The sequence below is a fragment of the Piscicoccus intestinalis NBRC 104926 genome, assembly GCF_001515525.1.
GTDB classification, from domain to species: domain Bacteria; phylum Actinomycetota; class Actinomycetes; order Actinomycetales; family Dermatophilaceae; genus Kineosphaera; species Kineosphaera intestinalis.
On the sequence record NZ_BCNQ01000118.1, the window covers coordinates 1 to 14,337 of the forward strand.

General features: G+C 69.7%; 13 protein-coding genes. 3 read left to right on the top strand and 10 right to left on the bottom strand.

The window, feature by feature from the left end; translation table 11 throughout:
* The coding region (locus PINTE_RS23330) for a hypothetical protein (RefSeq protein ID WP_373280171.1) at positions 1–518 on the top strand (518 nt) is incomplete at its 5' end.
* 447 nt (positions 519–965) lie between these two features.
* Here PINTE_RS23330 and PINTE_RS16135 read toward each other — a convergent pair.
* The 7 genes from PINTE_RS16135 to guaB form a co-directional block, all read right to left on the bottom strand.
* Positions 966–1,511, bottom strand: coding sequence for a Uma2 family endonuclease (locus PINTE_RS16135; protein WP_084343693.1), 546 nt, complete (start codon positions 1,509–1,511; stop codon positions 966–968).
* Between the two features lie 184 nt (positions 1,512–1,695).
* Positions 1,696–3,039 (bottom strand): L-2-hydroxyglutarate dehydrogenase, encoded by a 1,344-nt coding sequence (gene lhgD, locus PINTE_RS16140; protein ID WP_281178919.1) that lies wholly within the window; start codon positions 3,037–3,039, stop codon positions 1,696–1,698.
* Complete coding sequence (locus PINTE_RS16145; RefSeq protein ID WP_245642997.1) at positions 3,036–4,400, bottom strand: NAD(P)H-dependent oxidoreductase; 1,365 nt, start codon at positions 4,398–4,400, stop codon at positions 3,036–3,038. The genes lhgD and PINTE_RS16145 overlap by 4 nt, the downstream gene beginning before the upstream one ends.
* Positions 4,367–4,909: a dTDP-4-dehydrorhamnose 3,5-epimerase gene (gene rfbC / locus PINTE_RS16150; protein ID WP_068432839.1), complete on the bottom strand. Its 543-nt coding sequence runs from the start codon at positions 4,907–4,909 to the stop codon at positions 4,367–4,369. The genes PINTE_RS16145 and rfbC overlap by 34 nt, the downstream gene beginning before the upstream one ends.
* A gap of 2 nt (positions 4,910–4,911) precedes the next feature.
* Positions 4,912–5,934: an NAD-dependent epimerase/dehydratase family protein gene (locus tag PINTE_RS16155; RefSeq protein WP_068432841.1), complete on the bottom strand. Its 1,023-nt coding sequence runs from the start codon at positions 5,932–5,934 to the stop codon at positions 4,912–4,914.
* A 2-nt stretch (positions 5,935–5,936) separates the two neighbouring features.
* Positions 5,937–6,713 carry a glucose-1-phosphate cytidylyltransferase gene (gene rfbF / locus PINTE_RS16160; RefSeq protein ID WP_068432845.1) on the bottom strand — a complete coding sequence of 259 codons (777 nt, stop codon included), beginning with the start codon at positions 6,711–6,713 and terminating at the stop codon, positions 5,937–5,939.
* Positions 6,714–7,162: 449 nt separating this feature from the next.
* A complete protein-coding gene (guaB, locus tag PINTE_RS16165; protein ID WP_084343694.1) occupies positions 7,163–8,749 on the bottom strand; it encodes an IMP dehydrogenase in 1,587 nt (528 codons plus the stop codon).
* Between the two features lie 158 nt (positions 8,750–8,907).
* Here guaB and PINTE_RS16170 point away from each other — a divergent pair, with 158 nt between their 5' ends.
* Positions 8,908–10,146, top strand: a complete 1,239-nt coding sequence (locus tag PINTE_RS16170) for a hypothetical protein (protein ID WP_068432847.1) — start codon at positions 8,908–8,910, stop codon at positions 10,144–10,146.
* Positions 10,147–10,177: 31 nt separating this feature from the next.
* Here the strand turns inward: PINTE_RS16170 and shbA are convergent, their stop codons facing one another.
* Positions 10,178–10,759 (bottom strand): RNA polymerase sigma factor ShbA, encoded by a 582-nt coding sequence (gene shbA, locus PINTE_RS16175; protein WP_068432861.1) that lies wholly within the window; start codon positions 10,757–10,759, stop codon positions 10,178–10,180.
* A 450-nt stretch (positions 10,760–11,209) separates the two neighbouring features.
* Between shbA and PINTE_RS16180 the strand changes: the two genes are divergently transcribed.
* Positions 11,210–11,500, top strand: a complete 291-nt coding sequence (locus tag PINTE_RS16180) for a WhiB family transcriptional regulator (protein WP_068432849.1) — start codon at positions 11,210–11,212, stop codon at positions 11,498–11,500.
* Positions 11,501–11,675: 175 nt separating this feature from the next.
* On the opposite strand, the gene groL is transcribed toward PINTE_RS16180, so the two are convergent.
* Positions 11,676–13,286, bottom strand: coding sequence for a chaperonin GroEL (gene groL, locus PINTE_RS16185; protein WP_068432851.1), 1,611 nt, complete (start codon positions 13,284–13,286; stop codon positions 11,676–11,678).
* Between the two features lie 166 nt (positions 13,287–13,452).
* The gene (gene groES, locus PINTE_RS16190; protein ID WP_068432853.1) at positions 13,453–13,749 is read right to left on the bottom strand and encodes a co-chaperone GroES; all 297 of its coding nucleotides are present in this window, start codon (positions 13,747–13,749) and stop codon (positions 13,453–13,455) included.
* Positions 13,750–14,337: the final 588 nt, after the last annotated feature.

Consider the following 14,337-nt stretch of genomic DNA (forward strand, 5'->3'; position numbering starts at 1 on the left):
CGCTGCTCTCCGGTCACCGGGCCCGCCCGTCGGCGGCCGGCGCCCCGGCTGCGCACGGCGGTGGCGCCCCCAGCCCCGCCGCGTTCGCCGGCTCGCGCCCGCGTCCCGCCGGGGAGGCGACCGTCATCTACTCGACGTCCACGGGCCGCCCGTCGGAGCCGCCACACCTGCCCGGAGCCCGGGTCGCCGACGACGCCGTCATCGAGCAGGTGTGCTCCCGGGTGCTCGGCACGTGGCTGGCGTCGGCCTCGGAGGCCGATCAGACGCGGCTGTTCGCCAACCGCCCGGCGATCCTGTCCGACATCGACCGGGCCCTGCTGCAGGACCTGTCCGCGCGGCTCGGGGTGTACGACATCCGCGAGGAGGACCGGTACGCGCTGCGGGCCCAGTTCTGGGCGGAGGCGACGCGCCGGTTGCCGCGGGAGGCCGCGCAGGGCGGGGGCGCCGACGAGGGCCCATCCAGCGGTTCCGAGGGCCAGGACAGCACCCCGCGGGCCGCCTCGGGCGGAGGCCGATGACCCAGGCCGAGCCTGCCTCGGGCGCTAATGCGCCGGGTGCCGCGCGGGCGCCCGTGCTGGTGAGGCGACTGCGGATTCTGCCTGCGATGCGGGGCGTTCGCACGGCGCCACGTGGCCGCGTGGGTCTACCGCTGGGTGGCCGATAACCGACACCGTGTCCCCTCGGGCGGCTGCCGCCTCGCCGGTGGCGGCGGAGGCGCTCCGCGGAGTTGACTCGCCGGTAGCCGGGCGGCCGGGCGGCCGGGCAGCCGGGCAGCCCAGCCCGGCGTGGCGACACCGACTCCCGGCCTCCTGTCTCGCTGAATGAGCGCGTCGTCTCGGCGCCCGGAACGGGGCCGCCGGGCTACCGCCGAATCATCTCCGCGGAGCCGGCTCAGCGGCAGCCGAGCGGTTCGGCCCGACAGCACAGGCTCCCGTGCGGATGTCGTAGGGTTCACTGACCAGCGGTCAGCCGAGTTCGGACAGAGCCACGACGATGTCGGTACCGAGCAATGGCACGGTCACCTGGCTCGCGTCCTGAGTGACGTGCTCGTATCCGGACACACCGCGGTGGGTGAAGAGTGCGAGTCGCTGTCGCTGGCGGTCGATCACGAGGTACAGCGGCACCCCGGCGCGACCGTACTCGCGCGCTTTGATCTGCCAGTCCTTGCGGCGCGAGGAGGGCGAAACCAACTCGGCGACCAAGACCACATCCGAGGGATCGAGCGTGCGTGCCTCGTCGATCGAGCCCGCGCGAACCGCCACGAAGTCAGGCACCCGCACGGTCGCCCGCGCGGGAGTGGGGTCGAGCATGACCCCGACGTCCGGCGCCCAATCGACGCCGGCCGACTCCAGCAGCCGACCCAGCCTGGTCAGCCCCAATCGATTGCCGAATCCTTCGGGCGGGCACATCTCCAGGACGCCCGCGACCAGCTCGTGTTTGAACTCGTGCTCGTATTCGAAGAACTCCTCCAGCGTCATCCGCCGAGGCGCGGCAACACTCGCGCTGCTCATCGGGCCACCTCCTCTCCCCAGTGTCACGGCTGAACCGCACCGTACGGAAGGCCCGCCACAACGCTAGCCAGTTCCGCATCGACGGGTTCTCGGTTATCCACAGCGGTCCAGGCACGACGAAGCGCCCGGACCCCCTGCGTGGCACAGGAAGGACCGGGCGCTTCGCGACAGAATCGAACCGAACTCAGGCGCGAGCGAGCACCTTCTCGGCGATGAGGTCGCCGATCGGCATCGCGCTGGTCGCCGCCGGAGACGGGGCGTTGCACACGTGCGTCATGCGCTCGGTCTCGTAGAAGAGGAAGTCCTCGACCATCGAACCGTCCTTACGCACGGCCTGCGCGCGGATGCCCGCGGGCTCCGGGGTCAGGTCGGCCGTCGTCAGCTGCGGGCAGTACTTGCGGATCAGCTCGAGATACCCCGGCTTGTACACCGAGTTCCACTGCTCGACCGCACCCGTCTTCAGCTGCGCCTTGGCCACCTTCCAGAAACCCGGGAAGCGCACGAACGACGCGATGTCCTTCGCGTTCAGCGACCACTTCGGGTAGCCCTCCCGCGAGAACCCCATGACCGCGTTCGGGCCGACGGTCACACCGCCGTCCATCATCAGCGTCAGGTGCACGCCCAAGAACGGCAGCTCCGGGTCGGGCACCGGGTAGATCAGCGTGTGCACGATGTCGTTCTTGCTCGCCGGGAGCCGGTAGTACTCCCCGCGGAACGGCACCATCTGGAAGTCGACGTCCAGACCCGCCATCGTCGCGAGCCGGTCGGCCTGGATGCCGCCGCACACGACGAGCTGCTTGGCGTACACCCGCTCGGGCGCACCAGAGCCAGAGCCCGACTCCACGTCGATGCGCACCTCCGAGAGCGACTCGGTGATGTCGGCGACCTTGGTGCCGAGCCGGATCGTGCCGCCGGCGCCCTCGATGACCTGCGCCATCTTCGCGCAGACCTGCTTGTAGTCGACGATGCCGGTCGACTTCAGGAAGATCGCGCCGACACCGGTGATGTTCGGCTCGCGCCGACGCAACTCCGCCGCGTCGATCTTCTCGACGTCGAGCTCGTTGATGAGCGCCCGCTCGTACAGGGCGTTCATGCGCTCCAACTCCGCCGCGTTCGTCGCGACGATGAGCTTGCCGGTGTTGTGGTACGGGATGCCGTGCTCGTCGCAGAACTCCCGCGTGCGCTGCGCACCCTGCTTGCACAAGATCGCCTTGTGCGAGCCGGGCTTGTAGTAGATGCCCGCGTGGATGACGCCGGAGTTGTGCCCGGTCTGGTGGGCCGCGACGCGGTCCTCCTTCTCGAGCACGACCAGGCTCGCGCCCGGCCGCTCCGCCAGCAGCTTCATCGCCGTCGCCAGGCCGACGATCCCGCCGCCGATGACCGCGTAATCATAGATCTGCGGCGCCGATTCGCGACCGGAGCCGGTGTCGGCGACGTCGGCGCGCACCGTGCGGGGAGTCTCGTCGCGCGGCGGCACGTCGGCCGCCTCCGCGGGCGTGGTGGGGACCGGGTCGACGGGCTCCGTCATGATGCGCTCGCCCCCTGCGTGGCCGGCTCGAGGGCCGGCTGCGGGAACGCCGCGTCCTGCTCGGCGCGCAGCTCGTCGGCCAGCCGGCCGGCCGGCACCGTGACGTCGGCGTACGAGATGACCTCGTCCTTGGCGACGTCGCGGGTCAGCACGCAGCCCTCCGCGAGGCCCACCGGAATGAGATTCTCAGCCGCCGCGATCGGCGCCTTCTCGCACTCGCCGTAGTAGGTGTACCCGCCGAGCGCGTCGAGCGTCTCCCCCGCCTTGAGGTCGCGCTTGGCGACGGTGACGACCTCGACCCGCGGGGTGCCCAGCGGCTTGATCGTCGCGTCACCGAGCAGCGCCGCGCGGGCGATCGTGTTCGGCACCTCGAAGTGGCACAGGTGGTAGGGCGTGTAGAAGCTGTACAGCGGCCCCTCACCGAGCTTGTAGAGGTTGAGGTAGTGCTGCTGCTTGGGGTCGTCGTGCGTGGCGAGCACGTACACGCCCGGGCCCGGCTTGGAACCCACGACGTAGTCGACGGCGCCGCCGAGCTCCTTGAGCTCATCGACGTCGTACATGCTCGTCAGCTCGTCGACGTGCCCCTTGTGCTCGCGCTGCAGGCAGCCGCGCTTGTGCACGCTCAGGCCGGCGGCGTTGGCGACGAGCGCCTGCTCGACGCTGACCTTCGTGCCGTCGGCGAAGCTCGTCACCATGTGCGGGTCCTGGCCCCACTTCTCGGCGAAGCCCTTCTGGGTCGTCGGCGTGCGGTACGGGTCCTGCAGGCCCTTGATGTTGCCCGCGACCAGCGGCGTCAGGCCCAGGCCGCGCACGAACCGGATGAGGTTCATCTGCACGCCCGGCTGGTCGCCGTCGCAGCCGGTGTAGACCAGGCCGGCCTCGGTGAACTTCTTGTTGAGGATCGAGCCGATCGTCGCGTCGACCTCGGCGTTCATCAGCACGAGGTGCTTGCGCCCGGCGAGCGTGTCGAGCGCCAGGCGCGCCCCGAACTCCACGGAGCCGGTGCAGTCGACGACCACGTCGACGCCGTGCGCGCCGGTCATCGCCTCGTGGTTGCTCGTCACCGCGTGCCGGCCCTCGCCGACCACCCGGTCGACGTCGGCTGCGGTGTCGACGACCTCGATCGCGTCGGCGTCGATCCCGGCGTTCTCCAGCGCGAACACGCCCTTCTGGGGGGTCCGGGCGAAGACGACCGCGACGCTCTGGCCCGCGACGGTGTTCGTGATGTGGTTGATCAGGCCCTTGGCCATGAAACCGGGGCCGGCGATGCCGACGCGGATCGGGCTCCCGGCGGCGTCGCGGGAGGCGAGCAGGGTGTCGGTGATGATCATCGGATCGCCTTCCCGTCCCAGTCCGGCCATGCCTTGTCCTTGTCGGAGATGACCTCGACCTCGCCGGGCCACTCCAGGCCGAAGGCCGGGTCGTCGTAGCGCTGCCCACGCTCGGCGGACGGGGTGTACATGCCGCTGACCTGGTACATGACTTCTGTGTCATCTGTCGTCGTCAAATACCCGTGGCCGCAGTACGGCGGGATCCACAGCGCGCGCCGGTTGTCGGCGCTCAGCTCGACCATGACGTTCTGGCCGAACGTCGGGCTGTCCTCGCGCAGGTCCAGGCAGCAGTCGACGATCGTGCCGCGGGTGCAGCGCACGAGCTTGCCCTCGGCGGCGGGCTCGATCTGGCGGTGCATGCCGCGCATCGTGCCCTTCTTGGCGTTCCAACTCATGTTGGCCTGGGCGACGTGGGTCTCGATGCCGTGCGCCGCGAACTCGTCCTGGCAGAACGTGCGGGCGAAGCCGCCGCGCTCGTCGCCGAACGGCGTGAGGTCGATGATCCAGCAGCCGTCGACGGCCGTTTCCGTGAACTTCATGCTCACCACTCCCGCTTCCAGAACAGCTTCTCGTCGACCTGGCCGGTCTTCAGCAGCCACTCGATCTGCTTGAGCCGGGTGTGCCCGCGGCCGGTGAACGTGGCCTCGTCGAGCTGGATCGCGTCGAAGACCTCGTGCAGCTGCTTGGCGCCCTTGGCCAGATCCCAGTCGCAGACCAGGCCCAGGTCGCTGATCTTGTCGAAGTTGACCTTGTACGACCGGTTGTCGGCGCCCGGCTCCCCGAAGCTCAGCTGGCAGCCGGTGAACTCGTTGGCCACCGTCTCCGCGATCTCGCGCACCGTGTAGTTGTTGTCGATGGAGCCGGAGTTGAACGCCTGGCCGTGGATCTTCTCCACCGGCGAGTCGAGCATCAGCAGGATGCCCTTGCACAGGTCCAGCGCGTGGGCCATCGGGCGCCACGGGGTGCCGTCGGAGGTCATCGCGATGACGCCGGTGGTGTAGGCCAGGCCGGAGAGGTTGTTCAGCACGATGTCGAAGCGCTGCCGCGGGCTCGCGCCGAAGGCGGTGGCGTTGCGCAGGGCGACGGGGTGGAAGTTGTCGTCCGCCATCTCCCACAGGTCCTGCTCGGTGAGGTACTTGCACTTGCCGTAGGCGGTCTGCGGGTTGACCGGGCTCGTCTCGTCGACGGTGCCGTCGGCCACGCCGTACACCGAGCAGGAGCTCATGTAGACGAACCGCTCGACGCCGGCGGCCTTGGCGGTGCGGGCCACGTGGCTGCTGCCGAGGTGGTTGATGTCGTAGGTGATCGGGCCGACGAGGTCGCCGACCGGGTCGTTGCTCAGCTCGGCGAGCGCGACGACGGCGTCGACGCCCTCGAAGTCGGCCTCGGTGAGGTTACGCATGTCCTTGGCCAGCGTCAGCGCCTCGCTGCGCAGGCCGTTGTACAGCCAGCCGTTCTTGTAGAAGCCCGTGTCGACGGCGACGACCTCGTGTCCCGCGTCGATCAGCATCGGGGCCAGCAGACAGCCGATGTAGCCATCGGTGCCGGTGACAAGAATCTTCATGCTCAGTTCCACACCTTCCAGGGCGCCGTGCCCTTGCTCCACAGGGTCTCCAGCAGGTTCCGGTCGCGCAGCGTGTCCATCGGCTGCCAGAACCCGTCGTGCTTGAACGCGTTGAGTTGGCCCGCGTGCGCCAGGTTGCGCAGCGGTCCCTGCTCGAAGACGGTGTCGTCACCGTCGATGTAGTCGATGACCGAGGGCTCGAGCACGAAGTAGCCGGCGTTGATCCAGGCGCCGTCGCCGGCGGGCTTCTCCATGAACGACTCGATCTTGGTCTCGTTGGCTCCGAGCACCAGCGCGCCGAAGCGGCCGGCGGGCTGCACGGCCATCATCGTGGCCTCCAGGCCCTCGCTCTTGTGGAAGGCGATCTCGGCGCTGATGTCGGCGTCGGTCACGCCGTCGCCGTAGGTGAAGCAGAAGGTCTCGTCGCCGACGTGCTCACGCACGCGGGCGAGGCGGCCGCCGGTCATCGTCTCGGCGCCGGTGTCGACGAGCGTGACGCGCCAGTCCTCGGCGGACCGGTTGTGCACGGTCATCTCGTCCTTGCCGAGGTCGAACGTCACGTCGGAGCGGCGCATCGCGTAGTTCGCGAAGTAGTCCTTGATGACCTCGCCCTTGTAGCCGCAGCACACCACGAAGTCCTTGATGCCGTGCGCGGCATAGCTCTTCATGATGTGCCACATGATCGGGTAGCCCCCGACCTCGACCATCGGCTTCGGCCGCAGCGCCGTCTCCTCGCTCAGACGCGTGCCGAGTCCACCGGCCAGAATGACTGCCTTCATCGTGCCCCTCCCCGGGCGTGTCGAATCGTCGCGGGCATGTCTGTAAAAACCCCCTGATAAACGCTGCGTCGCTCCCGGCGACGCGCTTCCCCCTGCGCGGGCCTCCTCGGGCCAAAAGGCACACCGTAGCGAGGCATTGCGCTGTGGGAAACTATACAAGCGTCCGACTGGAATCTCACATCCGTACGGACATGGTAGGCATGCCGCGGCGGGGTCCCGCGACCCTCGCCATCGCGGCAGGTGGCCTCGTCGAGCCTCGGACGACCTACGGAAGCAATCGGATTCCCCTCCGCCACCAGGCCGATTCCGGGGCGCGCACGCCCTGTTCAGGGCGGTCATGGCCCGGTTCGACGATGAATACAAGCGTGCGTGGAGCACTTTGCGCATCGAATGCGCACAACGAATTGTCCGACCTCGAATGAGGGCCGATCAACGCCGTAATGAGTGCCTCACGCCTTGCGCGTGTAGTTCGGCGCCTCGACGGTCATCTGGATGTCGTGCGGGTGACTCTCCTTGAGGCCGGCCGCGGTGATCCGCACGAACCGGCCCCGGGCGCGCAGCTCCGGCACCGTGCGCGCCCCCACGTAGAACATCGACTGCCGCAGACCGCCGACGAGCTGGTAGGCGACCGCCGACAGCGGGCCCCGGTAGGCCACCTGCCCCTCGACACCCTCGGGCACCACCTTGTCGTCGTCCGAGACGTCGGCCTGGAAGTAGCGGTCCTTGGAGTACGAAACCCCGCGTCCACGGGAGGCCATCGCGCCGAGCGACCCCATGCCGCGGTACGACTTGTACTGCTTGCCGTTGATGAACACCAGTTCGCCCGGGCTCTCCTCGCAGCCGGCGAGCAGCGAGCCGAGCATCACCGTGTCGGCCCCGGCGACGAGGGCCTTGGCGATGTCGCCGGAGAACTGCAGGCCACCGTCTCCGATGAGGGGCACACCGGCCGGGCGGGCCGCCAGGGAGGCGAGGTGGATCGCGGTCACCTGCGGCACGCCGACCCCCGCGACGATGCGGGTGGTGCAGATGGAGCCGGGCCCGACCCCGACCTTGATGGCGTCGGCCCCGGCGTCGACGAGAGCCTGGGCTCCCTCCCGGGTGGCGACGTTGCCGCCGATGACGTCGACACCCGCGGCGGCCGGGTCGCTCTTGATCCGCCGGATCATGTCGGTGACGCCGCGGGCGTGCCCGTTGGCGGTGTCGACGACGAGCACGTCGACGCCGGCTTCGACGAGCGTCATCGCGCGCTCCCAGGAGTCGCCCCAGAAACCGGCTGCGGCGCCGACGCGCAGCCGTCCGGCGTCGTCCTTCGTCGCGTGCGGGTACTGCTCGGACTTCGTGAAGTCCTTGACGGTGAACAGGCCGCGCAGCCGTCCCGCGTCGTCGACGAGCGGCAGCTTCTCGATCTTGTGGCGGGCCAGCAGCGCCAGCGCGTCGTTCTTGTCGACGCCGACCGGGGCCGTGACCAGCGGCATCGGGGTCATCACCTCGCTGACCCGCCGCTGCGCGTCGGTCTCGAAGCGCAGGTCGCGGTTGGTGATGATGCCGAGCAGGCGGTCATCGGGGTCGACGACGGGCAGCCCCGAGATTCGGAACTGCCCGCACAACTCGTCGACCTGACGCAACGTGGCGTCGGGCGAGACCGTGACCGGGTCGGTGATCATGCCCATCTCCGAGCGCTTCACCTGGTCAACGTGGCGCGCCTGGTCGTGGATCGACAGGTTGCGGTGCAGCACACCCAGGCCGCCCTGACGGGCCATGGCGATCGCCATCCGCGACTCGGTGACGGTGTCCATCGCGGCCGACAGCAGCGGCATGCTCACCGTGATGTTGCGGGTCACGCGGCTGGAGGTGTCGGCCTCCGAGGGGATGACATCGGTCTCCCCGGGCAGCAGGAGCACGTCGTCGTAGGTGAGGCCGGTGAGGGCGAAGGGGTCGTGTTCCGGCTCCGGGCCGGGCGGCGGTGTCGGTGCGGGTTGCTCACTCCGCACTGCCAGGGTGCGCTCGTCAAGTTCCGTGCTCGTCGCCCACTGCATGACGTGATTCTAGGCGCCGCGGCCGAATGCTCCTATTCGCTCAGTCGCGTTCGGCCGGGCCGGAAGCGCCGTCGCGCAGCACGAAACCCACGCCCCGACTCCGGGCGTGGGTGCGGCTACGGTCGACGGCCGGCGCACGTCCGGCCGATCGTCAGTCGGTGGGCGTCGTCGGAGACGGTGTCGGAGAGGCGGACGGCGTCTCCTCCGGCGCGCTGGGCTCGCTCGTCGCGCTCGGCGCGCTCGCGGCGGCCGCCGAACTGCTCGACGACGACGAAGAGGACGACGACGAAGACGAGGCGGAGCTGGATCCGCTCGCCGCGCCGGTCGAGCTCGACGCGCTGCCGGAGCGGGTGGTGGTCGACGAGGTGGGCGTGCGGTCACTGCTGGACCCGCCGCGGGTCATGCCGGCGCCGGGAAGCACGCCCGCGGTGCTCCGGGTGGTGCTCGAGCTGCTCGGTTGGCGGGTCTTTGTCGGCGTGCTCCGCGGCGACGAAGACTTCGAGGCGCTCGAACTGCTCGACGAATGCGAGCTGCTCGGGCTCTCCGGAGCGGACGTTGCGGGGTCAGTGGCCGGCGGCTCCGAGGTCGGGTCGGCGTGCTCACTCGGCTCCGTCGCCGCCGCGGGCTGCGAATCGCTCGCTGGGGAGGCCGGCGAGGTCAACGGAGCCAGCCCGGTCGCAGTCAGTGAGGTGACCAGAGCGGACGCAGCCGACGGCGGCAACCCGATGGCCGAGGTCACCGACGTCGTGCTCGGGCTCGGCGCCGCCACGATCGACGGCGTGCTCGTGCTCCTGGAGGTCGGCGAGGCGGTACCCGCAGCGGCCAGTTCGGCCTCGTCGACCATGACGTCGAGGGCCTGGACCTGGGCCTTGACGGAGGGGTCGGGGTTAGGGCCGGCCTGCCCCTGCATGGCCTCGACGATCTCCCGTGCCTCGTCGGTGCGCCCGGCGGAGATGCGGTCGGCGACGACCTTGACCATGACGTCGTCGAGCTTCTCCGGGCTCGTCGACGCCAGCCCCGCGGGCATGTCGACACGCGCCTTCTGCACGATCGTCGACATGATCGGCACATCCTGGCCGGTGAGCGCCGCAGCGACCCCACCACCGGACATCGTCACCGCGAGCACGCCGGCGACCGCGGCAGCCCGGGCACCCGGAATGCGGATGGTGCGCGGCGCCGGGCGCTGCGCGATCGATCGGATCGGTGTGATCTCCGGCGCGATCGTCGCAGCGACCGCCGGGCTCTTGCCCCGCAGGCCCAACGGCCCGGTGCGGTCGTCCATCGCCGCCGCGTCCGCATCGATCTGCGCCGTCCACGACGCCAACATCTCTTCGAGGCCGTCGAACGACGCGTTGTCGCGTCGCCCGATCCGATCGAGTAGATCGTCATCCGCGTGAATGGCACCGAGCCCCAAAGACTCGTCCCTAGTCACGGCTCCCCCTTGTCCCGCCTGTCATAGAGCGCCCGCAACCGGCCCAACGCCCGGTGCTGCGCAACTCGAACCGCCCCCGCGGTCATTCCCAACGCTTGCGCCGTTTCTTCGGCTGACAAGCCTACCGCCACCCGCAACGTGAGCAGTTCACGCTGGTGGGCCGGAAGTTCCTGCATCATCGCCCACACCTCGTCGGCCTGGGCCCCGGCCATCGCCAGGTCTTCCGGACCCGCCGACAGGTCGGCGTCGTCCGGGAACTCGTCGGTGGGCACCGGGGTGCGAATCGCCGCGCGCTGCACGTCCGCAACCTTGCGGGCGCAGATGGAGTAGACGAACGCCTCGAAGGGCACACCGCGTTCGTCATACCGAGACAGCGACGTCAACACTGCGATGCACACCTCCTGCGCGGCGTCTTCGGCGGCATTCGCCGCCTGCGGAAATCGACCCAGTCGAGCCCTCGCGTAGCGGAACGCGCGTTCGCGCACCGCCCGCATGAGTTCTTCGAGCGCCACCGAATCACCGGCCATGGCCTGGGCAGCCATGGACGCCATCGGAGATCCGGCGCTCATGTCTTCCATCGCTTGGGAGTGCCCCGGCGTTACGCTCTGGCCGCCCGCGGTTGCTTTTTCTTGGGCGGGCGTCCGAGACGGGGTGTCGTGGCGCACCGTGGCAGCCTCCGACGTGTCACTCGAATCCGCCTGGCCCGCGGCGGCACCCGCGTTCGCGGCCCGGCGCCGGCGGAACATGTCGCGAGAAGGCGCTGTCATGCGACCGCCTCGCGCTCCGAAGCCACAGGCTCCCCGTTTCCGCTCGTCTCTCCTGCCGTCGTCGTCGCCGCGATCTCACGCGCGGGTCGGACCGGCGGAACAATGCGAGGTTTGCCACCTCGCAACTGCGGGTAATCGAGCCGCGACAGGGCGCGACGCGTGAGACCGCACGTTCCACACATACCTGTTGTAGAGGGTGCCGCATCCTCGCGGCCTGATCAAGCTGAACCGACCCACCGACGCAGCCTCAGGAGGCACCACGTGGCCGAGATCTCCCGACTGCCCGGGCCGGTGGCCGACCGATGGGACTGGCAGCTCGAGGGCGCCTGTCGCGAGGCCAGCCCGGAGACGTTTTTCCACCCCGAGGGCGAGCGCGGCCCGGCGCGCCGCAACCGCGACGCCGCCGCCAAGGCCATGTGCCTGCGCTGCCCGGTGCTCCAGCAGTGCCGTGAGCACGCCCTTCGCGTGCGCGAGCCCTACGGCGTCTGGGGCGCCATGACCGAGGAGGAGCGCGAAGCGCACTACCGCAGCACGATCGCGGCCGCCTCCTGACGGTCGAGCGGTCGCATCGGTCACGTCCGTCGGGTCCAAGCCTCCGGCCACGACGGGCGGTCCGCAACCGCACCACCGCGACCCGCACCACAACATCACGACGAAGCGGGCCCGGCATGACGCCGGGCCCGCTTCTCGTCGCTGGTCGACGAACCTCGCTCGAGACTCGTTCGGCTCAGTGGCCGTGACCGTGGCCGTGCCCGACCTCGGGCTCCGGCTCCTTCTTCTCGACGACGAGCGTGTCGGTGGTCAGCACCATCGACGCGATCGACTCGGCGTTGCGCAGCGCCGACCGGGTCACCTTGACGGGGTCGATGATGCCCTTGGCGACGAGGTCGCCGTACTCACCGGTCGCGGCGTCCAGGCCGCTGCCCGCCTCCAGCTCGCGCACGCGGGCGACCGCGACGTAGCCCTCGATGCCGGCGTTCTCGGCGATCCAGCGCAGCGGCTCGGCGACCGCCTTGCGCACGATCGCGACACCGGTGGCCTCGTCACCGGAGACCTCGAGGCCGTCGAGCGCCTTCGCGGCGTGCAGCAGGGCGGTGCCGCCACCGGCGACGATGCCCTCCTCGATGGCCGCGCGGGTCGCGGAGATCGCGTCCTCGATGCGGTGCTTCTTCTCCTTGAGCTCGACCTCGGTGTGCGCGCCGACCTGGATGACGCAGACGCCACCGGCGAGCTTGGCGAGGCGCTCCTGGAGCTTCTCGCGGTCCCAGTCGGAGTCGGTGCGCTCGATCTCGGACTTGATCTGGCCCACGCGGGCCTCGACCTCGCCGGCCTCACCGGCTCCGTCGACGATCGTCGTGTTGTCCTTCGTGACGACGATGCGGCGGGCCTGGCCGAGCATCTCCAGGTCGACGCCCTCGAGCTTGAGGCCGACCTCCTCGCTGACGACCGTGGCGCCGGTGAGGATCGCGATGTCCTGCAGCATCGCCTTGCGGCGGTCGCCGAAGCCGGGGGCCTTGACGGCGACGACCTTGAGGATCTCGCGCATGCGGTTGACGACCAGCGTGCTCAGGGCCTCGCCGTCGACGTCCTCGGCGATGATCAGCAGCGGCTTCTTGGCCTGCGCGACCTGCTCCAGCAGCGGCAGGATGTCGGCGATCGCGGAGATCTTGCCCGAGTTGACGAGCACCAGGGCGTCCTCGAGCACGGCCTCCATGCGCTCGGGGTCGGTGACGAAGTACGGCGAGAGGTAGCCCTTGTCGAACTGCATGCCCTCGGTGAACTCCAGGGCCGTCGCCGACGTCTGGCTCTCCTCGACGGTGATCACGCCGTCCTTGCCGACCTTGTCGAAGGCGTCGGCGATGAGCGAACCGATCTCCGTGTCCTGCGCCGACAGGCTCGCGACCTGGGCGATCTCGTCGCGGTTCTCGACCTCGCGGGCCGTCTCCAGCAGCGCGTCGCTCATCGCCGTGACGGCCTTGTCCATGCCGCGCTTGAGCCCGGCCGGCCCGGCGCCCGCGGCCACGTTGCGCAGACCCTCCTTGACCATGGCCTGAGCCAGCACGGTCGCGGTGGTCGTACCGTCTCCGGCGATGTCGTTGGTCTTGGTGGCGACCTCCTTGGCGAGCTGCGCGCCGAGGTTCTCGTAGGAGTCCTCGAGCTCGATCTCGCGGGCGATCGTCACACCGTCGTTCGTGATCGTGGGTGCGCCCCACTGTTTGTCGATGACGACATTGCGGCCCTTGGGGCCCAGCGTCACCTTGACCGCATTGGCGAGCGCGTCGACACCGCGCTCCAGCGACTTGCGGGCGGAGTCGTCGAACTCCAGCGTCTTGGCCATGAAGTGGTCCTTCTCTCCTCGTCGCGCCCGATCGGGCGCGCGGATGCTTCAGCTGCTTCAGCTGCGATGTGATCTGCCGTGATGAACGGGGAAAGCCCCGGACGCACCGTGGCGGCGCGTGCCGGGGCCTTCACCGCGAGGTGCTGCGAGCCTTGAGCTCAGACGCTCAGCGCTCGACGACAGCGAGAACGTCGCGGGCCGAGAGGATGAGGTACTCCTCACCCGAGTACTTGACCTCGGTGCCGCCGTACTTGCTGTAGATGACCTTGTCGCCGACCTTGACGTCGAGCGGAACGCGGTTGCCGTTGTCGTCGACACGGCCCGGACCGATCGCCAGGACCTCGCCCTCCTGGGGCTTCTCCTTGGCGGTGTCCGGGATGACCAGACCGGAGGCCGTGGTCTGCTCGGCCTCGCTGGACTTGACGACGATGCGGTCCTCGAGCGGCTTGATGGAAACCGACACGCTTCGACCCTTCCTTCGACGCGCCCGGCATCGGGCGCGGACTGACGTTGTGGTGCGCACCGCTGCCGTGTAGCCGCCGTCGCGGGGGTCGACCACGGGCCTCGATGACGCATGATTCCCACCTCGACCCAGCGCGGCACCGCTCGCGCGGCTTAGCACTTGGCGGGTCGGAGTGCTAATGCGAATCTAGGCCGCCGATTAGCACTCGGTCAACTTGAGTGCCAGCGAGTCGGCGCGTCGCGCCCGCGCGAGGGTCCGTCGCCCCCGCGAGACCAGTGTCTTGCATCGTGAACCCGCCTGTGCCGCCGGGCCCGTCGAGCCCTTCGGCGGGCCCGAACCGGCCGCGATCGACGGTGACCCACACCTGCCCACCCACACGCCGCTTATCTTTTGGACAGGCGTTCAAGACGCTCAACCAGCTCGGGGATTGTGCTGGTCAGGGGGCGTCCGAGGGGGTGTGGGATGCGCATCGATCGGCGAGTTTCACGGCGGGCCGGATGGATTCGACGCCGGGGCGCCACGGCGCTCACGGCGGCGACGGCGCTCGTGGCCGTGGGAGGCGGGCTCGGGGGCGGGCTCGCCTCGCCG

Coding starts and splice junctions, on each gene's coding strand:
- rfbF (WP_068432845.1), bottom strand. CDS start 6,713: ATGAAGGCAGTCATTCTGGCCGGTGGACTCGGCACGCGTCTGAGCGAG.
- PINTE_RS16155 (WP_068432841.1), bottom strand. CDS start 5,934: ATGAAGATTCTTGTCACCGGCACCGATGGCTACATCGGCTGTCTGCTG.
- guaB (WP_084343694.1), bottom strand. CDS start 8,749: ATGCAGTGGGCGACGAGCACGGAACTTGACGAGCGCACCCTGGCAGTG.
- PINTE_RS16135 (WP_084343693.1), bottom strand. CDS start 1,511: ATGAGCAGCGCGAGTGTTGCCGCGCCTCGGCGGATGACGCTGGAGGAG.
- shbA (WP_068432861.1), bottom strand. CDS start 10,759: ATGGAAGACATGAGCGCCGGATCTCCGATGGCGTCCATGGCTGCCCAG.
- lhgD (WP_281178919.1), bottom strand. CDS start 3,039: ATGACGGAGCCCGTCGACCCGGTCCCCACCACGCCCGCGGAGGCGGCC.
- groL (WP_068432851.1), bottom strand. CDS start 13,286: ATGGCCAAGACGCTGGAGTTCGACGACTCCGCCCGCAAGTCGCTGGAG.
- rfbC (WP_068432839.1), bottom strand. CDS start 4,909: ATGAAGTTCACGGAAACGGCCGTCGACGGCTGCTGGATCATCGACCTC.
- PINTE_RS16145 (WP_245642997.1), bottom strand. CDS start 4,400: ATGGCCGGACTGGGACGGGAAGGCGATCCGATGATCATCACCGACACC.